We start from the raw sequence: 20,583 nt of genomic DNA, 5'->3' as shown, positions 1-20,583 counted from the left end.
TGCTAATTGCTAGTTGGGCAGAATGTAGCGGAGGTATTGGTCGCTGCTTGAGTCCAAAATTGATGGAAGCGAGCTACCCTTAGTCGCTAGGAATAAATAAGATTTATACTAGATTGCTGTCAGCGATCTCAGTCAATTAATAGGGTTTGCGACAAGCATAAATTTACTTCTAGCCTTACCCTAATTAATTAAACTATTGCATCAGAAATTTATTCAGGACGCAACCCAGTATAATCAAGGTCTAGGGACTGAGAATTATTACTTGTTAAATATTATCCCTGAGCTATCTTTTACAAAGAATTACGGGATATTCACACTACATTAACAAATTTGTGTCAAAAATGTATCTCCTATGTCACTTTTAACAATAATTTTGCGATCGCGCCCAAACATCACTGAGCCCACGGGAATACGCTGGTTGGTGTGAGTAAAAATGCAATCCGCCGATCGCAAGTCTATTTCTCGGCTAATCTCACCGTAAATTCGATCGACCCAATTGCTACCAGTTGCCGCATCCAAAGCCCGCAGTTGCCCGAGAGCCTCTTCGGCCGTCGCTGCTGAAAAAATCGCGGAACAGGCATCGGCGGGCATTCCAGCTTTAGCACAGTAAGCTGTGAGAATTTCCCTGCGCCCATCGGCGAGGTGGTGGTGAGTGTGAAAAATCCCCGCCGCCAATTTCATCAATTTACCGTGATAGCCAAACAGCAAAATCGATCGCACGCCCTGAAATCCAGCCTCTACCAGCAGCGGGCCCAGCCAGTTAGCAGTTTTCACCAGCCGCTGCGGATCGATCCCCAGTTGTCGCGCCAAATCCAAGCCATTTTCGCCAATGCAGAAAACTAAAGTGTCAAACAGTTCGGCTTTTTGTTGCAGTTGTTCGCGATAAACTTCCAACTGTCCGGGGGCGCTCAGCGGTTGAGAAATGCCCGTTGTACCCAGCAGCGAAAGTCCTTCTACGACACCGAAAGCTGCGTTAGAAGTGCGGGCCGCCAGTTTGCGCCCTGAAGGCAAAATCAGGGTGACAGTAATTTTTTCTCCCCGTGCGAGTTCTCTGCTCAGATTCGATCGCAGCAGCCGCATCGCATAATCATAGATTGCCGCTCCTCCACCTGCTTTGTGATGTCCAATTCCCTCACCCCCAACAATCACAATCTGCTCTCCCTCTCTTCCATTCTCCCCCTCTCCCTCTCTCCTCATCTCTCCCCCATTCTCCCCCTCTCCCTCTCTCCCCCTCTCTCCCCCATTCTCCCCCTCTCCCCCTCTCCCCCTCTCTCCCCCATTCTCCCCCTCTCCCCCTCTCCCTCTCTCCCTCTCCCCCTCCCCTCTGTGCAATTCCACCATTGCCCAAACGGGGGTATTGCGAGTCAAATCGAGGTTGTCTCCCGGCTCGGAGCGAGTCACGCCTAGAGCAGTATCCGTTTTGAGTACAGATGCTTGTTCGATCGGAATTTCTGCAGTTACTTGCGGTTCCAGTAAATCTACTGATACAGTATCTACATACTGAATACCTCCACGCAAGCACCGCAAAGCTGCAAGTGCTGCTGCACAGGCAAATACTGGCAGTGTATACCCGGATAAAGGTTGAGTTTGTGTCACGATGGAGTGCATAGATCCGTAAATTTGCCGACGATCGACATCACCTACTAGCAGCGATCGCCCTCAAACATTTAAGCTTGTTTTTAGAGTTTACTAGGATATGCAGTTCAGGTGATTTTTGTCAAGCGATAATTTTATTTTACCAGTTGCCTTGAAGCCAGCAACACTTTTTGAGAATAACGGGCGATCGTTCGCTCTCGCGTTCCCGTTCCCCGCAGCGGTTCGGTGAAGAGTAGGATAACTATCCACCTTCCAGAATCGCCCACCACCGACTCCGAAGCCTTACTGGCCCGCAGATGTTCACAAAACACCCGCAGCCGCGGCGAAGCTATCCCTCGCGGGCCCAATCGCCAGCGCGTCCAAGAGTAACAAACAAATTCCAGGAATTAAGTACAAATACTGTAAACAAATTTTTAAAACCAGATGGTTATAGCTATCTTCCAGACACCTTGCATCCTTTTTCCCCCCATTTACCCCGTATTGAGTAGAGTTATGTTGCGGTCTCGCAGGGGGAAGAAATATGAAGACCGCTACTAACCTCACGCCTGCATTTGTTTCGGATTCAACCTCTCAACTAGCTCACCGAACCACCCCATGCAACACCATTATTTTGCAACTCAAGGGCTGTCTCGGCGGCATCTCTGTCCTAGATTTCCAAATTAATTTGGAGCAAGCTTTGGAAACGGCCACCCTGAGAGTTGTCGTGGATCTGCAGCAAGTGGATGCTGTCGCGCCAGAGGGAATTGCCGCCCTCGCCCGAGGATTGGAGTTAGCCGCTATACTCGGCAAGTCGATCGTCTTTAATGCTATGGATTTAGCTAGCTCTAGAGATTTGAGAGCCGAGTGGATGAGTTCGCGCGAAATTTGTTTTGGCCCTTGGGGCGATTTATTCGATCGGGAATTCGAGCAATTTTTGGCGGGCTAAATGCTGCCATCGTTTCCTTGTTAAGCCCTAAAACCTAGGTTTTTAAATCGGCAAATTAATATTTTTGCTCTTTACCAGGCTCTGCCTGGTAATGCATATCCGGAGGCTCTGCCTCTCTTGAGGCCTGGGCTTCGGGAGAAAAAACTGGCATTGCACAAGTCACGGAATCGATACATAAACCGCAGATAAAAAGCAGATGCAACACGGTTCGACGCAGATAATTTCAGATAATTTGTAATTTTTGCAAGAGGTATATAGTAGTTATCATAAAAAAGATGAGGTATAGCCTTTCTGTGCTCTCACATGAGGTACTATCCGGCATAGGCCAAACCGGGCATAGGCCAAACCGGGCATAGGCCAAACCGGGCTATCCTCACTTTTTTGAGAACCGCTATATTGATCGATATATCCCTGAATCCCTCAATTCCCCAGTCTAAAACTTGTACGCTCGCGAAGCCGAAGAATCTCAAATCTCAAATCTCAACCTGTACCTCACCTTTTTGAGAAAGGGTATAGAGACGAGTGTGGCAGATATTTAAATTATTAAATTTTCCTTCCTTACAAGCTAAAGCCCGAACATCGAACAATCGGGATATAATTTAACGGCCAACAATTAACTGTTAACTATTAACACTTAATTGTTGACCGTCAAAAAGCTTTTTTCAGCCTTCAGCATAGCTGTGTCTAAAAAATCAGTCTTCAGTCCTTAGCCCTAGTTATTCAGTAGCAATTAACTAATCACAGAGTGCGTACCCAATTTTTAATTCTTTGCTAGCAACTAACTGATGACTAATGACCAACGACTGATGACTAATAAATTAAGCTTGACGCGAGTAGTATTCAACCACTAGCAGTTCATTAATCTGAAGAGCAATCCACTCGCGTTCGACAACGCCGTTGACTTTGCCGACCAGTTTTTGCTTATCAAATTCCAAGTGACTGGGCAAGTGAGCCAAGCCTGGATCTTTGAGATTGGTTTCCACCATCGTGCGCGATCGCTCTCTATTTTTCACTGCAATCACTTCACCAGGCTTGCACTGATAGCTGGCGATATTGACTTCACGATCGTTAACAGTGATGTGACCGTGATTTACCAATTGTCTAGCGGACGGAATGGTTGGAGCCATTCCCATCCGAAACACAGTATTGTCCAAGCGCATTTCCAAAAATTGCAGTAACACTTGACCTGTGGAGCCCGTGGCACGGCGGGCTTTGCGGACGTAACGGAGCAATTGGCGTTCCGTCACACCGTAATTGAAACGGAGTTTTTGCTTTTCTTGCAAACGAACCGCATACTCAGAGAGCTTTTTGCGGTTTTGACCGTGCTGCCCAGGCGGGTAATCGCGTCTGGGCGTTTTGCGGGTTAAACCGGGCAACTCTTTCAGGCGACGAACGATTCTTAATCGGGGGCCTCGATATCGAGACATTTATTTTCCTCTCTAATCTCTGTATGCAATTTTATGCAGACTCTATATTATATGTTTATAACGCTCAAAATTCTCACAAATATCAATAAAAAAATTGATCGACCGCAGCGAACCGTAATGTGCGGTAAATTCTGAAGGAAAAGCCGATCGCTCGATCGCCCCAATCAGCCCAAAAACTCACAACTCGATCAGCCATGCAAAAGCGCAATTTTTCCCTAACTTCTGCCCCAAAGCCAGCACCGCGCTGGATGTTAGCTCTCGGCACTCCCCTAGTCGCCCTGAGTTTGTTGGCAGTAGCACTGCCAATCTCCCCAGCATCAGCCATCACTCTGAGATTTCCCCGAACTCAAAATTCCTATCGCGTCTGCGCTAAAGAATTAATCGAAGCCGGAGTAGGGGCCGAGGCAGCTGCAGCAGCTTGTGCCGACGCGCTCCACCCCCGCGACATATCTAGATGCGCCCTCCAAATCAACCGCAAAACAAATATTTCTGGTCTCGAAGCCCTCTCTACCTGTCGGCAGGTGAGGCGGCCAGACGAATTGACTACTTGCGTAGTGAATATTCACACCAAAACAAAAACTCAACCTGCAGCTCCCCTGTTAGTGCTTGATGGGTGCCGCCGCAGTTTATTACCAGAACAGTTTGCTGAATGCGTCGTCGGGTTGAGCGGCAGGCTCGACTTTCCCACTGACAGGTTGCTGGCAACTTGTCTCGATCCAAGGGAAAAAGTGAGCCAGTTGGACGGGCGTCCTGCACCTACTCCTCCCGTCGAGCTAATGCCACCGCCTTCGCGGCTCAATTAATTATTTATTGGGAAATGGTAATTGCTAATTGGTAATTAGTAATTGCTAATTGTAGTGAGTGCGATCGTCCTCATCACAATCTGCGGGCGCACTTGCAACCTCAGAAACTCGGTTTCGAGCTTTTGTATGTGAACCCTGAAACTGTCCGAACAGTTAACTGTTAGCTGTTGACAGTTAGCTGTTAGCTGTTAGCTGTTAACTGTTAGCTGTTAGCTGTTAGCTGTTAAATGACTAATGACTAATGACTAATGACTGCTGACTACTGACTGCTGACTACTGACTACTGACTACTGATTAATGACTTTTTTAAATAATCAAATGTCACAAAATTTTGCTCAAATTACCGTCGAAGAATTAGGTCGCTACTTAGCAGAAAAAACGACCGATGCTGAGAAATTTCAGCTTGTGGACGTTCGGGAACCTCACGAAATTGAACTCGCGGCCCTGCCGGGATTTGTAGTTTTTCCGCTTAGCGAGTTTGCCGAATGGTCTGGTGAAATTGACACTAGACTCGATCGCGACACAGAAACCCTCGTCCTGTGTCATCACGGAGTGCGATCGGCTCAAATGTGCCAGTGGTTAACCGATCGAGGATTTACCAACGTTAAAAATATCGTTGGCGGCATCGATGCTTACTCAATGGTAGTCGATCGCACCGTGCCACGCTATTAATCTGACGCCCGCTCCAACTACGACAATATAGATTTGTAGTGAGGACTTAAGTGAAATGGCACTGAAAAAGGCTTAATTACGCCCTCAGTCAGCTTAGCTTTCAAGAGAGAGCGAGGTTCCTGCATTCGAGAATACGGTTTCGGTCTGCGTTTCAACACTCCTTGTTCATAACGCTCATGTCGAATCGTGAGTAAATTAGTTGCCACCTGTTCCAACAGTAATTGATGTCATTGGAGCTGTTGACCTTTTCCTGTAGTTGCCAACAGCGTCAATAGACCTCTTGCGAAAGTCTCAGGCGATGGCTAATTTATCTTCAAAGAAAGTTCATAATTATAAATACCAGCAATCAAATTAAATCTTAATCAGAAGCGTCTTCTTTGATTCCGATATCTTGATGAAAGTATTCTAAATATATTTAGGGTTTGCTGAATAATCGATCGCAATTGCTAATGTCATAGGCTCTACCAAGTTGCTACTTCTATATTAGCAAGCATCTGTTATAGTTCTAGATTACCGCAGTTTTTTCGTGAAAGTCGATCGCCCGTATGGCCCCAGAAAACTTGAAACTCAAGCGAAATTTGCAAATCCGCCCTCAAAATTGCGCGACAACGATTTGTTAGCCCGCTCGGTACACTAGAGTTGTACTCTAATTTGTGAGAGTTCAACCTCTTCTGATTTGATTGCTTGAATATACCGGAATTTCCATACCTCGGTATTTTCAATTATTCTAAAACCTGCTAGTTCAAGTCCCCTAACAAACCCTTGAATATCTTTAATGTGGGAAGTTACCTGATAAATCGAAATCTGTCCATCAAGTTTGAGTGTACGGGCTGCTTCTCGAATATAATCAGAGATATTCAAACCTATAAGTGACAGATTAAACATAGCAACGTCCAGACAGCTATCCTCTAAAGGCACACGAGTCATATCGCACTCGATGACTGAATCATTGATAGCAATGAAATCAAAACTGTGAACTGTATGCTTACCAGTAAGAGTTTTAGCTATCAGTGCTTCCCCACAACCAAAATCAGCCACTACTAAATCCGAGCGCTTCTGAAGCCACTTGATAGCCTCCTCATAAGGAGTAACTGACCAGGTTTTTCGAGCTTCTTGATAAAGCGTATGGTATTGCATCCACTCTTCTGGATTGCCTTGTAAGCGTTCGTAGGTAGTGTGACTGTAACTGCTATTCCAACGAGCATTCATACGGCTAAAATCACCGTACTGAAAATTACGTCGCTGCACATCTATAGGATCAACATCTGGAAGTGGAACAAAGATTCTAGGGCGAATAATTAATTTTTGTTCGCCTATTTTCAATCGTTCTAACCACTGCCGCAAGTCTCGAAATGCTTGAGATTCTGTACGTAGCTGACCTTGAGGCATCACACCATCAACCGCAGCATCGGCAACTGTTTGTTTGTTTTGTAACCGAGCTAAGCGCCCCTCATCCCAACTCCAGCGTTCTCCGTTGTCTAAACCATAAGTTACAGGCATGAGGATAGTGAGAGTATCGTGAATTTGCCCCTGACGATTCAATCGCCCTTCTAGCTGCTCTAATTCAGCACTTGTCCAGGGTGGAATATTCAGAATTAGGCGATCGCAAACTCGTTGAAATCCATCGACACCAGTAGCCATTGCACTACTGGCAATCAAAATGTCTGTAGAGCCATCAATAAAATTGTTACGGCCACTTTTATCTCCTCCCATGTGAAAACCGACAGTCCATCCTTCTCCCTCGATCGCCTCTTTTAGCTGATCGACAATGCCCTCAACGTAATGAGTATAAACAATTGTTTTTGGTTGAAGTTCCTTCAAAATGGCTGGAATTCTGGCGCGGGTAAGAAGTTGCTCCATCTTTAAAATAGATGTAGCTTTTTCCCGCATTTCATCAACCAAGTGAGTACAATCAACTGGAATCGAAACCCTGTTGATTTTGATCTTAGGCTTGACTCGGGAGCGAATTCCCAGAGTAACAAGCGCCTGATGCAAACGCATACAGTTGTTGAGTGTAGCTGTTTCACCTAAATCAGAGCGTTCTACACCTGTTACTAACTCAACTAAACTTTTACCCTCTTTTAGGTTGTTAATTACAGGAGTTGCACTCATTCCTAGCACATTAAGAGCCGGATTCTTCTCCGCTGCATTAGTAATTAGTGCAAGAACCATCTGTCGTCGTTTGGATGGATTATCACTACGATGTTTACAACGATGAATCTCATCCACAATGATGAGGTCAATTTTGTATCGTTCTAGCAGTTGTCGAATGTGAGTAGGTGTTGAGGGTTGCTGGAACATTTCATGATTCAGCAGAATGTAGTGATGTCCCTCCTCAATCTCTAACCAATGAGGATTGAAATTTTTTATTGTTACTCGACTCTCTGGAAAAACGTGCTTGATTTCTCCATGCCAGTTTGGAATTGTATCTAATGGAGAGATAATTATTGTGAGATGAGAATCAATAATGCGGCTGCTAAGAATGCCACCTATAGTTTTACCTGTTCCTGTCAACGAAAGATTTAACATCCGCTTTCGATTGCGTAGCTGTACCGCCGCTAACTTCTGCATTAAGTTTGGAGGGGTAATTTTGCCATTAATGCGGAATGCCCAACCTGACGGAATTTGCATATCCCGCGCTTGGTTGTATTCGTCAAGAAATTGATCTCTCACCTGATGACCATAACCCTCATCGGTAAATGCTTCTACACCTTCAACAGCAGATTCATCCTCAAAAACTTCTGCCCAAATCCGATTAAGCCTAGAAGCAATAAAGAAATCAATCGCCTCTTGATCTGCTGAAGCAACAACTTGACTGCTTAGAAATTCTAGGCTTTTCTGTACTTTTAGTCTTGGCAGTTCATTAGATTTATCAAGTTGTTGTGGAGAATTAGCAGTTGTTTCAAAAGTTTGAGATGTTTCCTCAACAATTTTTAGTTCAGAATCTCCTTTTATATCCTCATCTAAGCTAATCTCAACCTCAGAGATTTTGATTTGCTTACCTTGAATTACATCTCGAAGTTTTTGCCCTGTCAGTTTACCCTTGATAATATCTTTGACGATCTTGAACCCCTTAGTATTCGTTGTATCTAAAACACCTGATTGCTCAAATATTTTATATAGTTCAGCCTGAGTTAGGTTGGGAATATGAACTTGTAAACTAGCAACAAACTGACGAATAGCTTCTAAAGACCAGCCAAAACAACGAGCGCATCCACTATTCCCTTGACTCCAAGAAGCTCTTGTAATACTATTTATCCGGGTTTTCCATTCATATCCATCTATAGGATATTTAAACCAAGCCTCTTGGTTAGATCCCTTAGTCAATGCTGTTGGATGTAAACCGAGTTGATGATTTTTTTCATAGTCCCAATACTGAGGAACATAATCGGGATAAATAGAAATCAAAGATGTAGTTTTAGTCGCAACCCAGCCCCGACACGCAGGACAGCCACTGTTGTCTCTTTTCCAAGAGGATTTAATTTGAGAAAGAGGCGCAACCCACTCATAACCATCAATAGGACACTTAAAAAAAGCTTCTTTAGTCGATCCAATTGTTAATTTCATGGGATCAAGTCCTAGCTCATTATTGGCTTCATAAAACCAATACTTAGCAACTTCATCAGGAAATTCAATCCCAATAGGATTTGCTTGACCCCATTCCCCTCGCTTTCTTTCATGAGTACCATTACATACTCGGCATCCAGCATTACCCTTTGACCACTGTTGATTGATTGTTGAGGCAACAATTGCCTGCCATTCATTTCCATCATGGGGGCATTTAAGCCAAGCTTTTTTATTACTACCTAAAGAAAGGGTGACTGGATCTAAATCCAGTTCTTTATTTTTTTCGTAATCCCAGTATTGACTAATCAGTTCAGGATAAACTTCTATTAAACTAGCCTTTTTTTCAGCCTTCTTTTTTCTACCTGCACACATTGGGCATCCACTTGTTCCATTATCTTTCCAGATGGCGGCAATATCACCAACTTTCTTTTTCCAAGAGTGTCCATCAAGAGGATATTTAAGCCAAATAAATTGGGTGACGCTCCCAGCAGCAATATCTTCAGGTTTGATATCTCCATTCTTTTCATAATCCCATAATTTTTCAACTCTTTCTGGGTAAAGGACAGCTAAACTCTTTAAATAAAAGTTATTTTTTAACTGTTCTTTTTTCTCTTGTTCCGCGATGGCTTTCGCTTCTTCTTCAGCAACTTTTTCTTTTTCACGTTCTTTCAAATATTCATGGAATGCAGGATTGACATCAAGAACCTGCCTAACTCTTTCTCTACTTAATCCATGCTGATCGCCTATATCCTGATAGCTAAACCCTTGTTTATAAAGCTCTAAGAACTGATTACTCTTCTGAAGTTTCGCCTCTCTAATTTTAGTTAATTTAGATGATTCTTTTTTGCTTTCACTTTCTGCTTCTGGCGAAAAATCTACTTCTCCATCATCATTCTGCCCTTGCCAAATTTGACAAACAGCCTGCCCTAAATTGGTTAGAGAAACCCGATCGATCCTCTTTTAATTGAACAAGACCTCTATCCTGAAGACTGAGTAATGTGCTTTTGACAGAGGTAAATTTTTTGATGGGTTCAGAGGATAAATATAGCGATTGAAGAATGTGTTTCTGCATCCTACCAAATCCCTTTGTATCCTCTCGGATATTGTACGCATCATCCATAGCTCAACCTGAATAATTAGAGGTGTCTATGTACTATTTTATAGATAAATGCGGAATATATGCCTAATATAGCCCAAAAACAAATCAGGAGATTTTAGACTAACGGGAGGTCATTGATCCGGGGCTAATGCGGTTGGTGATTTAGACTTGGTTATGGGATGAAACTTACCAAAGTTAGATGGGTGAACTTACCGCCGACGGCATTCGTGACTTCCGCACGACCTATGGGCAGACCACAAACCCTAGCAGTTTCCCCCTTTTTCAATTTACCGGAACCTTCCATAGCAAATAGATCAACAATTGACCCGGGGCGTTGCTTAATCAGGGTATGAAAAAAATAAGTTGAAAATTCAGAAGTTTTGTGGATTCTGGTTTCTATGACTTGCATATTTAGCCTTTCATACCGTAAATCAGCAACGCCTGACCCGGAGGTGGTTGGGAGCTTTGGGCTCCCAAGTCGAAATTCTGCTACCTTGGGACTTGCGACAGAAAATGGCCGTAGAAATCCAAAAAACTACCAACTTGTAAGTAGTAAGACACAATTAATTACACAAAACTCTGGGCTACAAGCCTTGTCTAGTAAAGAATCAGCAAAAAATCAGTGTGTAATTAATTCTGTCCAATTACTTACCATAGTCTTTCGATCGATAATTATCAAATTTATTGTGGAAAAGTTGCCTTTTCCTGTGGAAAACCCCCCTTTTCCTGTGGAAAAGCGCCACAAAATTAAGTGTGCTCGCTTGAATCCGATTGATAAAATTTCAAAAAATCTAGGAATGCCGATCGCCCAAAAAGGCTTTCTTGCTCAATCCCAGAGTCTGCTGTTTGCTGCCGGTACAGCCTAGATATTTCCTCCTTCCTGCATCCTCTTTCCTGCTTCATTCTCTTGAGAATCGTAGCTAATTCGATCGGACTCGTAAGCCGGAGGCTCGACGTGAATTAAGATGCGTACAGGGCTGAAACGTTCTTCCAAACGGGCTTCTACTTCTTCTGTAATCTGGTGAGCAGTTTCTACATCAGCCGCATTCACAATCATGTGCATATCAATAAACACTTGACGCCCGATCGCACCGCGAGAGGCGATCGAGTGACAGTTGACAACACCCGGTACATCCATTGCGATCGCGTGGATCGCTTCCGGGGCGATCGCCATTTCATCCACCAACCAAGGCAGATTTTCCCTTAAAACTTTCCAACCGCTGCTAAATACCAAAACAGCCACAGGAAAAGACAAAAACACGTCTAGGGATTGCAATTGAGGTATATTCCAAACCTGCCCTTGCCAAACACCAATCAACCCAGCAATTACCATAATTGTCACCCAAACATCACTCATCGTGTGCTGAGCGTCAGCCACCAAAATCGCGCTACCGAGACGTTTCCCAACCCTGCGCTCGTAAAAAGTGACAAAAATATTAATCCCCAGTACGAGCAGCAATATCCACAGTTCATTTGGGGATATTTTGACAACTGTGCCACCTTTGAGCAACCTTTCAACAGCGCCGCTGAGAATTTCAAAACAGGCAATTCCCAGAAAAACAGCTATTCCCAGAGCTCCGAGAGCGTCAAATTTCTGGTGTCCGTAGGGATGATCGCGATCGGGCTGCGGGTTGGCATAATGATTAGTTACCAATCCTAAAATATTATTAGCGCTGTCTGTGACGCTGTGCAAAGCATCTGCCAGCAAACTGAGGGAACCAGTCAGCCATCCCACGGCTGCTTTAATTGCCATCACCAGCAAATTTAGCAATAAGGTAATGATTAAAACCTTGCGGACTTCGGAACGGTTATCGGCAACCATAAAATCTCCTCGATCGGCGATCAAGTGTTATGGCTTCTAGTTTAAAGCCGATCGATCGCTCGCAAATTAAAAGTATTGTAGAATCTAGGTTGCGGTTAAATTTACATTCATTAATTTTGCCCAGCTTCTTGAGACAAATTGTAATTAATAGCATTCTTGCAGTCCAATTTAGCTGGCAGGTACTTCTTTTGGGTTACTATATCTTTTATCATTAACAATTGTATGTTAAATTTCATTGCCCATGTCTCTTTCTCCCCTGACACTGAATTTAATTGAAGGTTCTGTTTCCTTTAGCTTTTCCCCGCAAGCCGCGCGGGATTTGCAAAGCGAGATTGCAGCTTTGATGGACAGCTTAAAAGCCGTAGCAGCCAAAACCGCTGGCGCTAAAGCTTCTCCCCAAAAACCGATGGAATATCGGTATGCGGGGGATGTATTTTTGGAGGTTTTTTGCAACCCCAATATCTGGCCAACTCCTTTTGCTGCGAAAGTGCTGATTACGGTTAGGGACGATCGCGTGCGCGTCACCACCGAAGCCGAACTCAGCCGCCTGCGCGACGATCTCGCTCAGTATATCGAACAAGTCGGTTGAGATGCTGCAACGTGAAACCCGCCGGTTTGTCAAGGTTAAATGCCCGATAAATTAGCCGGTTTTGTCACAGCGAAAATAGGGTGAGTCAGTTGTAGGGTGAAGGAGTTAGTTGAGAAACTCCAAGCTGACGCACCGGGATCATCTGGTGTTTTGCATTATATAGTGCGATCGTCCCTGCGAGCGTATTGTACAACTTGCGATCGCGATCGGGGGAGCATCTGTGTGCAAGCATTTATAGTGCGATCGTCCCCGCGAGCGGATTCTACTCGCTCGGAGGGACGATCGCACTATAATAAATAAAAAAATGCTTGTTGTAAAACTGAGATGCTCCCTACCACTGAAAGTCTAAACTGCGTCAGCTATCGTTATTTCAACTATAAATTAAAAGCTCCAAACTAACGCGCCCTAGGTTTTTTTTCCAAAGGATAGCTATCCGCCGGCGCAGCCGACCATTCCCACATTGAACCTGCATAATTCTTAGCATTAAATCCCAAACTTGTCAAGACACAAGTTAACCATGCAGACCTAATTCCCCCAGTACAATAACTCACAATTTCAGTTGACTGCGAAACTCCTTTCTGCTGCAACATAGCGACAATTTCCTGGCGTTCCAGCAGTTTTCCCTGTTTGTCCATTAACTCTTTGTAGTAGAGATGCACCGCACCGGGAATGTGACCGCCCCTGGTTTCTCCGTAAGGCGTTTTACCTGCGTATTCTCGCGGTTCCCTCGCATCAATCACTGCTAAATTAGCATTGCCTAAAATAGCTTTTAAATCATCCCGATTAATTTCCCAATTCGAGCGGCGAGATACAATAAAATCTCCTGGCTGCGATGGATGATTTGTGCGGTTTGTGCGATCGATTCCAGCTTTAACAAAAGCTCGATATCCTCCATCGACAAACACAGCTTTTTCGTGTCCCAAAGTTCGCAGCATCCAAACAATCCGCCCGTCTTCGCCCCAGCCTTTCGCGGAATCCGCAATGACAATGACTGGTTGGTCTTGACAAATCCCCAATGCTTGCAATTTTTCTGTTAAAACTGCATCATCTTCGAGAATTTTACCTTGCTGCGGAAAGTCGGAACAGGCAAATTGCTGCCAAGTTACGGGAATAGCTGGCGGCAGACGGCAAAACCACTTTAAAACAGGTTCGCGAGCATCAAGCAGAGTCGCCCCTCCTAATAGCAATTGCTTAGCAATATCTGCGCTGACAATCCAATTGTCTGCCAAATTACACATAAATTAAAGATAGTTTATTTAACAATTTTTGCTGTTTTAGCAGCGCAGTTTAAAACCCCATTAGTATTAATGGGATTAGCTGGTTTAATCTTGCCGGAAGCTACATTTACGCACAAAATTGTTTGCCTCTTGTTGCCTACTAAAAAAACTCCTCCCACAAAACTTTTGAGATTAGCTTGATTCGACACTGCATAATTAAATACAGCTTTGTTGCCGGTATTAATTGAATATTTGTAATTAACTGTGTCAGCTTTAATGCGACCTAGACCTAAATTGGCAACAGAACTTGTAAAACCCGTATTGTTTGCATAGTAGGCTTGCTGACCTTTATTCATCGCTGCCACATATTGTTTAGCTGCTGATTCCTGAGCTTTCAAGGTTGGCGACAATTGAGCCTGAGCGACTGTAGCAAAAACTACTGGCAAAGTTATAGCTGCGATCGCAACTTTCCTCTGCCGATTGCGACAGCTACGAATCCGGCTTGTAGCATTGCTGCAAATTTGAGTCGCGCTAGGAAAACAGAACTGCTTTGTCCTAACAGTTGTTTGGCGTTCCTCTAAAAATTCTCCCTCAATCTTTCCCTGAAATTTATCGGCAAACCTACTTGACAAAAGCGGGATTATTTGCAACAACTTTGCGTGAATAGAGCGGGTGAGTAACATACAATTAAACTAATTGTTTTGCTTGAAACTGTTTCAATTTTCCAGGAGCAACCGTGCCGTGTTCCGTGATAATTCCTGAAATTAATTCGGCCGGAGTCACGTCAAAAGCGGGATTGTAAAATTCTACACCCTCTGGACAAATTCGCGTAGTTCCAACTTGATACATTTCCACAGCATTGCGTTCTTCAATGGGGATTTTGCGGCCGTCTGAAAGTTCAAAATCAATTGTTGATAAAGGTGCGGCGACAAAGAAGGGGACGTTGTGAGCTTTGGCAACAATTGCTAAACTGTAAGTACCAATTTTATTGGCTGCGTCGCCGTTAGCAGCGATTCTGTCTGCACCGACAACTACTGCGTGAATCATGCCGAGTTTCATGCAGTGGGCAGCCATATTGTCGGCTATTAATGTGACGGGAATTCCTTCTTGCACGCATTCCCAAGTTGTGAGTTTTGCACCTTGGAGACGGGGACGAGTTTCGTCTGCAAATACTCTACCGAGTCTGCCTTCTCGCCAAGCAGAACGAATTACACCTAATGCTGTTCCGTAGCCTGCTGTAGCTAAGGCACCGGCGTTGCAGTGAGTTAGTAAGTTCAATTTTTCGGGTGTTGCTGGCAGAACTTCTAAGCCTTTGTCGCCGATATCTTTGCAAGTTTGCAAGTCTTCGGCTTGAATGGTTTTTGCCATTTCTAACAAAGTTTTTTGGATTTGTTCGACGGAACCGCTAGTTTTTTCGGCTGTTTTGAGCATTCGGGATATCGCCCAAAACAAATTAACGGCTGTGGGACGAGTCGATCGCAATAATTCACCAACTTGTTCTAGTTTAGCGAGAAATTCGGTGCGATCGCCCGTTTCAATTTCTCTCGCGCCCAAATACATCCCGTAGGCTGCCGCTACGCCGATCGCCGGAGCACCTCGGACTATCATAGTTTTAATCGCCTCAGCCATATCTTGAGAGTGGCGAATTTCGACAGTGCCGTATTCTTGAGGCAGTCGGTTTTGGTCAATTAGCAGAACTCTGTCTTCTTTCCAAGTGATGGGGGAAACCGGGGAGTTTTGAGCGGTCATCAATTTCAGTTATGTGAGGGACAAGTTTCTATGATGCCATAAAGGCGACTATTTCTCTATGTTATGGGTGACAGGCTGGATTTGCCAAAATCGTCCCTACAATCTGAGAATGCTATTTAATCTCAAATAGACTTGCTGCATAAATTTTTGATCTATCGGTCATATGATGTCCCATTGACCGCAATCAGATTCGTTCGTAGTGCGGACTTAAGTCCTCCGCCAAGCAAGCGTATGCAAGTCCGCACTACAAACCTTTTTTGTGACAATGGTCTGTTCGTTTAGTCGGATCGCTATAGATAATTATCTGCCTATGTTGCGCTTCATGCGATCGAGTTCTTCCTGAGCTTCCCAGTGTTGAAACTTGTCTTCGAGAGGGTCTGCAGCATTAAAACTGTTATAATTATAGGTTTGATTCCAACCCTTGGTATCCCAATTCTGCTCTGCTTTAGTAGTAGTTTGAGCGGCCGCGGCCACAGCCGCTTCCGCTGCTTTTGAGCGAACTTCTTTTCGCCGCAATTGAATTTGGCGGTACAGTTCTTTTGCTCTTTCAATTCGTTCTTTGCAGCCCTGCATTTGTCCCCAGCGCTGATTTCCCTGACGCAGCAAAGCCGCTTGTCGCTCTTGGGCTGCTTGAGCTAAATCCAGCCTTTGAGCTGCTTTAGCTTTGTTTGCTCGATCGTTCCAGCGTTGAATTTCTTGGGCGGCAGAGAGAATTTCTGCTTGCAGTGTTTTTTCTTGTTTCTGGATTTCGAGAATCAGCCGCAGAGTATCTTCTTCTTGTTCCTTGAGTTGTTCTTCTATTGCTTGCAATTCCAGATGGGGATTGCTGCGTAAAAATTCTTCTAATTTGGTCTCTAGAAAGCGGCTGAAATCGTCAAATAAGCCCATTTTTTTTATAATTCCTCAGTTATTGGTTATTGGTTATTAGTTATTGGTTATTAGTTATTAGTTATTAGTTATTAGTTATTAGTTATTAGTTATTAGTTATTGGTTATTGGTTATTGGTTATTGGTTATTGGTTATTAGTCATTAGTCATTAGTCATCAATCATTTGTTGTGGCTTATTATAGCTTTTCTTAAAAAGATGAGGTGCACTCCTATTCCCTGAATATCGGGACTTTAAAGCCTTATTACATACCTCACTTTTTTGAGAAAGGCTATATATAACTCTTTTCAACCTTTGTGAAGTACAGCCTCATAATTGCCAATTACCAATTACCGATTACCCAATTACCGATCACCAACCCGTAACAGATGACTAATGACTAATGACTAATGACTAATGACGGATGACTGATGACTAATGACTAATGACCTATTAGAACTTTTGACCGACAAAAACCGATCGCACATCTCCGCCCTTGCGGATCACAGCTTCTTGATTTTTGATTTCTGCCAGAGTCCAACCGCTAGCGCCGATGCTTTCGCCCACATAAATTCTGCGGGCTACGCCGTCTACTTCAAACAAAGCAGCAGATCGATCGCCCAACTCCAAAATTCCCACCAGCGTGTGCGCGGAAGTCGAGGCGCTGCTGACGGCAGGTGCCGATTCCCTCGCTGCTGGTGCCGGCGCAGATTGGCCTGCTGCTGGTGCCGGTTCGGTTTCGCGAGCCAAAATCTTCGGCTGGGGAGCCTCCGACTGGGCGGGGGCAGCGGCCACGGGACTTCGATTCCCGGCTGCTGCGATCGCCCTACCCGAGACTGAAGCAGCCGACGAGGGAGAACCTGCGACGGTTTGAGGAGCCTGAGTCACCGTCACCTGAGCTGGAGGAGCCGGAGCCACCGTCACCTGAGCGGGGGGAGGGATGACTACGACTTGGGGCGCGGGTGCTCCCGGCTGCGCGGCGACTTGTTCTAGGGCATCAGCGATGCGGTTGACTGCTGTGGAAAGACCTGCGGTTGGTGGCGGCGCGCCGGAAATTGCAATGCTCGGCAGCGTCCCTGGTGTGGCGGCTCCAGGAAGTCCGGCAAGTTGCGATTTGGACTGGGGTGCTTTGTTTTGTTCGATCGATACTAGCGAGCGCTGCGCGTATTCTACAAACTGCGTGTCTGGTGTTGTTTTCCCGCTTGCAGTTGGCGTTTCTGGTGCGGGGGCGACGGCGGCGGGCAAGCGTACCAGTCCAGATCTGCTGGCGAGCCACAATCCCATGACTAATAGCAGCGATCCAAATGCTGCTCCCAGCAGGATTTTGTCGAATGATTGTTTAGACTGCTGTTTTTTGGTTGTTTCTAGAGCGACTTGGCGGGCGAGCGCTTCTACGTCTTTTTCGCTAGCTTGCGGAGACTGGGGTGTCAACTGCGACAAAACTATTTGAGGTACCGAGATCGATTTGAGCGCCACGAATTCTGGCCGTGTCGGCTCGGCTGGCAGTCCGCCGCTGCCGTCGCAGGCTCGATCGACTCCTTCAAACAGTTCGTCCATCAACCGATCGGCGTAGGACTCAACTGCCACTGCTTCGGCTGGAACTTTTTCGACTGTCGCCACTACGGCGATCGGATCTGACGTTGATTCCAAAGGCATCTGTTTGGCGATTACTTTTTGAGACATAGTTTTCTGTTTGCTCCCGCTCGACAACCCTGAGATTGTCTGGTTCAGACTTCTACAAGATACTTGTGATGTTGACCAATTCTTTGCTCAGAACAGGTCAATTGTAGCTTAACCTCACCATATTTTAGTGGTCAATCAATTTACTTTGCCCGATCGACTTTTGTTGTACTTACTTTTGGGCTTTTTGACGCTTTTTTGCTACCGAGCTTACTCAAGCTGACTGCTTATACACTTTTTACCATATTTGTCAACCCCGTTTGGCGGTAATTCGCAGGTTTTGACATAAAACTTGAATTTGATGATAGAGGCTCGTAGTGCGGACTTCAGTCCGCCCTCATGTTGCGGACTTCAGTCCGCACTAAGGACCGGGTTGTGCGTGGGGACACGATATCATGTCTTGTTACCAAGTCAAGCTACTGGTTTGATCAAAGATTCTGTTGCTAATCTATCTCAAATTTTGACTGCGGAAAAAACGTTTTTAGGGGAGCGTGCGGAAGTGCTACCAAAATCTTGACAAGCACAAACAGGCGAAGGATTGCGATCGGTTTTGTATCTATAGTAGCACTGCCCAAAATTAACTCACCAGTTCCGCCAATTCCAACCAGCGCTCCGTCGCCCGATCGATCTCTTGAGTCAATTTCGCCAAACGATCGGATAATTTCTTCACCTCAGCAAACCCGCTCGGAGCATTGTTAGACAAAATCTTCTCAATCTCTGCTTTCTCAGATTCCAACTGCGGAATTTTAGTCTCTAACTGCTCGTATTCCCGCTTATCATTAAACGAAACTTTGGTAGACTTTGAAGTAACAGCTTTGGGTTTTGAGTTGTTAGATGCTGCGGTGCGTGCAAGTTTTTCTTTTTCTTTTTGTTCTTGCACTTCCTTGGCTTCTTCGGCTTTTTTATAGTCCAAATACACCGAGTAATTGCCGGGATACAAACGCAAATTGCCTCCTGGTTCCAAGGCGAAAACCATGTCGATCGTCCGATCGAGAAAATAGCGATCGTGGGACACCACAATCACGCAGCCGTTAAAATCTTCGAGATAATCCTCCAAAACCGCCAGAGTTTGCACGTCCAAGTCGTTTGTCGGTTCGTCCAGAATCAGCACGTTGGGCGCGCTCATCAGCACCTTCAACAGAAATAACCGGCGCTTTTCCCCGCCGGAAAGTTTGTTAATCGGTGCATACTGTTGGTTCGGCGGAAACAGAAACTTCTCCAACATTTGAGAAGCGGTAATGATTTCTCCATCGGCCGTTTCTACCAACTCCGCCACACTTTTCAAGTATTCAATAACTCGCTGGTCTTCATTCGGTGTCAAATCCTCTGAATGCTGGTCAAAATAACCGATATGAATGGTTGTCCCAATTTCTACAGTACCCGAATCCGGCTGAATGCGTCCGGTGATGATATCCATCAATGTGGATTTTCCCGCACCGTTGCAGCCAATAATTCCGATCCGGTCTTCGGGAGTGAAATTGTAGGTAAAATCTTTGATTAAAGTGCGATCGTCGTAAGCTTTACTGATATTCAGTAACTCAATCACCTTCTTACCAATCCGGCGGCCCGCTGTGGCAATTTCGACTTTGCCGTTGGCTGTTTTGAATTCCTCTGCTCTCATGTCTTTAATGCGATCTATCCGGGCTTTTTGCTTGGTACTGCGCGCCTTCGGCCCTTTTTTGAGCCATTCTAACTCGCGCCGCAATACTCCCGAGAATTTGCGCTGAGTGCTGGCGGCGGATTCTTCAGCTAGGGCTTTTTTCTCCAAGTAATAAGCGTAATTTCCAGCATAATTGTAAAGGTCGCCGCGATCGATCTCTAGGATGCGATTGGTGACGCGATCGAGAAAATAGCGATCGTGGGTAATCAGCAGCAGTGCACCGCGATAGCCGTTCAAATAGTTCTGCAACCACTCGACAGACAGCGCATCCAAGTGGTTTGTCGGTTCATCCATCAGCAACACATCGGGTTCGGAAAGTAAAGCCGTTGCTAAAGCAATTCGCTTGCGGTAGCCGCCGGACAAATCAGAAATTTTCGCATCAAAATCCTCAATTCCCAGCTTAGTCAAAATCAATTTCGCCTTGGTTTCCAAATCCCACGCATCCACCTGATCAATGCGTTCGGACACCGCAGACAGCCGCGCCATTAACTTGTCGGTATCGCCTTTTCCGTGGGACAATTGATCCGAAATTTCCTCATATTCTTGCACTAAAGCCATTTGTTCGCCGCTGTCGGCAAATACTTGCTCTAAAACCGTATGATTTTCGTCTAAATCGGGCTGTTGGGGGAGATAGACAATTGTAGACCCTGGATTGACCCAGCGATCGCCAGAGTCGATCGACTCCATACCGGCAATCATTTTCAGCAGGGTCGATTTCCCGGAACCGTTGGTGCCGATGAGTCCGACTTTATCGCCTTCATCGAGGCTGAAACTGGCATCTGTCAAGAGTTCCTTGATGCCGAAGTCTTTTTTGATCGATCGCAGAGTAAAAATAGTCATGAGTATATAAGATCGTTTACCTAACTTAGTTTAGCGCCCCCTTCCCACTCCGGCACAAACCAGATTATTTAT

18 protein-coding genes are annotated in these 20,583 nt (G+C 45.1%); 5 read left to right on the top strand and 13 right to left on the bottom strand.

The annotated features are described in order from the left end of the window. Positions 1-321: 321 nt before the first annotated feature. Both cbiD and QUA01_RS05100 read right to left on the bottom strand, forming a co-directional pair. Entirely contained in the window at positions 322-1,608 is a 1,287-nt protein-coding gene (gene cbiD / locus QUA01_RS05105; RefSeq protein WP_442921507.1) for a cobalt-precorrin-5B (C(1))-methyltransferase CbiD, read from the bottom strand. Positions 1,609-1,730: 122 nt separating this feature from the next. Continuing rightward, positions 1,731-1,907 (bottom strand): hypothetical protein, encoded by a 177-nt coding sequence (locus QUA01_RS05100; protein WP_333087273.1) that lies wholly within the window; start codon positions 1,905-1,907, stop codon positions 1,731-1,733. Between the two features lie 209 nt (positions 1,908-2,116). Here QUA01_RS05100 and QUA01_RS05095 point away from each other — a divergent pair, with 209 nt between their 5' ends. Then, on the top strand, positions 2,117-2,521 hold the full coding sequence (locus QUA01_RS05095; RefSeq protein ID WP_333087272.1) for an STAS domain-containing protein: 405 nt from the start codon (positions 2,117-2,119) through the stop codon (positions 2,519-2,521). A gap of 818 nt (positions 2,522-3,339) precedes the next feature. On the opposite strand, the gene rpsD is transcribed toward QUA01_RS05095, so the two are convergent. Next, complete coding sequence (gene rpsD, locus QUA01_RS05090) at positions 3,340-3,948, bottom strand: 30S ribosomal protein S4 (RefSeq protein ID WP_194071088.1); 609 nt, start codon at positions 3,946-3,948, stop codon at positions 3,340-3,342. A 194-nt stretch (positions 3,949-4,142) separates the two neighbouring features. Here rpsD and QUA01_RS05085 point away from each other — a divergent pair, with 194 nt between their 5' ends. Then, on the top strand, positions 4,143-4,751 hold the full coding sequence (locus QUA01_RS05085; RefSeq protein ID WP_333087271.1) for a hypothetical protein: 609 nt from the start codon (positions 4,143-4,145) through the stop codon (positions 4,749-4,751). Between the two features lie 318 nt (positions 4,752-5,069). Continuing rightward, positions 5,070-5,423 (top strand): rhodanese-like domain-containing protein, encoded by a 354-nt coding sequence (locus tag QUA01_RS05080; protein WP_333087270.1) that lies wholly within the window; start codon positions 5,070-5,072, stop codon positions 5,421-5,423. Between the two features lie 633 nt (positions 5,424-6,056). Here QUA01_RS05080 and QUA01_RS05075 read toward each other — a convergent pair. Continuing rightward, on the bottom strand, positions 6,057-9,662 hold the full coding sequence (locus QUA01_RS05075) for a zinc-ribbon domain-containing protein (protein WP_333087269.1): 3,606 nt from the start codon (positions 9,660-9,662) through the stop codon (positions 6,057-6,059). 599 nt (positions 9,663-10,261) lie between these two features. Beyond that, complete coding sequence (locus tag QUA01_RS05070) at positions 10,262-10,498, bottom strand: hypothetical protein (protein ID WP_333087268.1); 237 nt, start codon at positions 10,496-10,498, stop codon at positions 10,262-10,264. Positions 10,499-10,682: 184 nt separating this feature from the next. Here QUA01_RS05070 and QUA01_RS05065 point away from each other — a divergent pair, with 184 nt between their 5' ends. After that, the gene (locus QUA01_RS05065; protein ID WP_333087267.1) at positions 10,683-10,955 is read left to right on the top strand and encodes a hypothetical protein; all 273 of its coding nucleotides are present in this window, start codon (positions 10,683-10,685) and stop codon (positions 10,953-10,955) included. Here the strand turns inward: QUA01_RS05065 and QUA01_RS05060 are convergent. Beyond that, positions 10,952-11,911, bottom strand: a complete 960-nt coding sequence (locus QUA01_RS05060; RefSeq protein ID WP_333087266.1) for a cation diffusion facilitator family transporter — start codon at positions 11,909-11,911, stop codon at positions 10,952-10,954. The two genes, QUA01_RS05065 and QUA01_RS05060, sit on opposite strands and share 4 nt — an antisense overlap. 241 nt (positions 11,912-12,152) lie before the next feature. Between QUA01_RS05060 and QUA01_RS05055 the strand changes: the two genes are divergently transcribed. Continuing rightward, the gene (locus tag QUA01_RS05055; protein ID WP_193974387.1) at positions 12,153-12,500 is read left to right on the top strand and encodes a hypothetical protein; all 348 of its coding nucleotides are present in this window, start codon (positions 12,153-12,155) and stop codon (positions 12,498-12,500) included. Between the two features lie 85 nt (positions 12,501-12,585). On the opposite strand, the gene QUA01_RS05050 is transcribed toward QUA01_RS05055, so the two are convergent. From QUA01_RS05050 to QUA01_RS05020, 7 genes are all read right to left on the bottom strand, one after another. Next, on the bottom strand, positions 12,586-12,732 hold the full coding sequence (locus QUA01_RS05050; protein WP_333087265.1) for a hypothetical protein: 147 nt from the start codon (positions 12,730-12,732) through the stop codon (positions 12,586-12,588). A 163-nt stretch (positions 12,733-12,895) separates the two neighbouring features. Then, positions 12,896-13,738, bottom strand: a complete 843-nt coding sequence (locus QUA01_RS05045; RefSeq protein ID WP_333087264.1) for a sulfurtransferase — start codon at positions 13,736-13,738, stop codon at positions 12,896-12,898. 14 nt (positions 13,739-13,752) lie between these two features. Then, positions 13,753-14,400, bottom strand: a complete 648-nt coding sequence (locus tag QUA01_RS05040; RefSeq protein WP_333087263.1) for a type IV pilin-like G/H family protein — start codon at positions 14,398-14,400, stop codon at positions 13,753-13,755. Positions 14,401-14,404: 4 nt separating this feature from the next. Continuing rightward, positions 14,405-15,466 (bottom strand): S-methyl-5-thioribose-1-phosphate isomerase, encoded by a 1,062-nt coding sequence (mtnA, locus tag QUA01_RS05035; RefSeq protein WP_333087262.1) that lies wholly within the window; start codon positions 15,464-15,466, stop codon positions 14,405-14,407. 300 nt (positions 15,467-15,766) lie between these two features. After that, complete coding sequence (locus QUA01_RS05030; RefSeq protein ID WP_333087261.1) at positions 15,767-16,354, bottom strand: TIGR04376 family protein; 588 nt, start codon at positions 16,352-16,354, stop codon at positions 15,767-15,769. A 430-nt stretch (positions 16,355-16,784) separates the two neighbouring features. Next, positions 16,785-18,014 carry a hypothetical protein gene (locus QUA01_RS05025; RefSeq protein WP_333087259.1) on the bottom strand — a complete coding sequence of 410 codons (1,230 nt, stop codon included), beginning with the start codon at positions 18,012-18,014 and terminating at the stop codon, positions 16,785-16,787. A gap of 574 nt (positions 18,015-18,588) precedes the next feature. Continuing rightward, positions 18,589-20,511, bottom strand: a complete 1,923-nt coding sequence (locus QUA01_RS05020; RefSeq protein WP_333087258.1) for an ABC-F family ATP-binding cassette domain-containing protein — start codon at positions 20,509-20,511, stop codon at positions 18,589-18,591. Between the last annotated feature and the right edge of the window lie 72 nt (positions 20,512-20,583).

It is taken from the genome of Microcoleus sp. S36a_B3 (assembly GCF_036700745.1).
Lineage (GTDB): Bacteria > Cyanobacteriota > Cyanobacteriia > Cyanobacteriales > Microcoleaceae > Microcoleus.
This window is presented reverse-complemented; position numbering and strand designations above follow the sequence as displayed.

What these genes read in the sequence shown, in the direction of transcription:
- QUA01_RS05080 (WP_333087270.1), top strand. Translation starts at nt 5,070, where the DNA reads ATGTCACAAAATTTTGCTCAAATTACCGTCGAAGAATTAGGTCGCTAC.
- QUA01_RS05050 (WP_333087265.1), bottom strand. Translation starts at nt 12,732, where the DNA reads ATGCTTGCACACAGATGCTCCCCCGATCGCGATCGCAAGTTGTACAAT.
- QUA01_RS05045 (WP_333087264.1), bottom strand. Translation starts at nt 13,738, where the DNA reads ATGTGTAATTTGGCAGACAATTGGATTGTCAGCGCAGATATTGCTAAG.
- QUA01_RS05095 (WP_333087272.1), top strand. Translation starts at nt 2,117, where the DNA reads ATGAAGACCGCTACTAACCTCACGCCTGCATTTGTTTCGGATTCAACC.
- QUA01_RS05020 (WP_333087258.1), bottom strand. Translation starts at nt 20,511, where the DNA reads ATGACTATTTTTACTCTGCGATCGATCAAAAAAGACTTCGGCATCAAG.
- cbiD (WP_442921507.1), bottom strand. Translation starts at nt 1,608, where the DNA reads ATGCACTCCATCGTGACACAAACTCAACCTTTATCCGGGTATACACTG.
- rpsD (WP_194071088.1), bottom strand. Translation starts at nt 3,948, where the DNA reads ATGTCTCGATATCGAGGCCCCCGATTAAGAATCGTTCGTCGCCTGAAA.
- QUA01_RS05030 (WP_333087261.1), bottom strand. Translation starts at nt 16,354, where the DNA reads ATGGGCTTATTTGACGATTTCAGCCGCTTTCTAGAGACCAAATTAGAA.
- QUA01_RS05025 (WP_333087259.1), bottom strand. Translation starts at nt 18,014, where the DNA reads ATGTCTCAAAAAGTAATCGCCAAACAGATGCCTTTGGAATCAACGTCA.
- mtnA (WP_333087262.1), bottom strand. Translation starts at nt 15,466, where the DNA reads ATGACCGCTCAAAACTCCCCGGTTTCCCCCATCACTTGGAAAGAAGAC.
- QUA01_RS05085 (WP_333087271.1), top strand. Translation starts at nt 4,143, where the DNA reads ATGCAAAAGCGCAATTTTTCCCTAACTTCTGCCCCAAAGCCAGCACCG.
- QUA01_RS05040 (WP_333087263.1), bottom strand. Translation starts at nt 14,400, where the DNA reads ATGTTACTCACCCGCTCTATTCACGCAAAGTTGTTGCAAATAATCCCG.
- QUA01_RS05070 (WP_333087268.1), bottom strand. Translation starts at nt 10,498, where the DNA reads ATGCAAGTCATAGAAACCAGAATCCACAAAACTTCTGAATTTTCAACT.
- QUA01_RS05060 (WP_333087266.1), bottom strand. Translation starts at nt 11,911, where the DNA reads ATGGTTGCCGATAACCGTTCCGAAGTCCGCAAGGTTTTAATCATTACC.
- QUA01_RS05055 (WP_193974387.1), top strand. Translation starts at nt 12,153, where the DNA reads ATGTCTCTTTCTCCCCTGACACTGAATTTAATTGAAGGTTCTGTTTCC.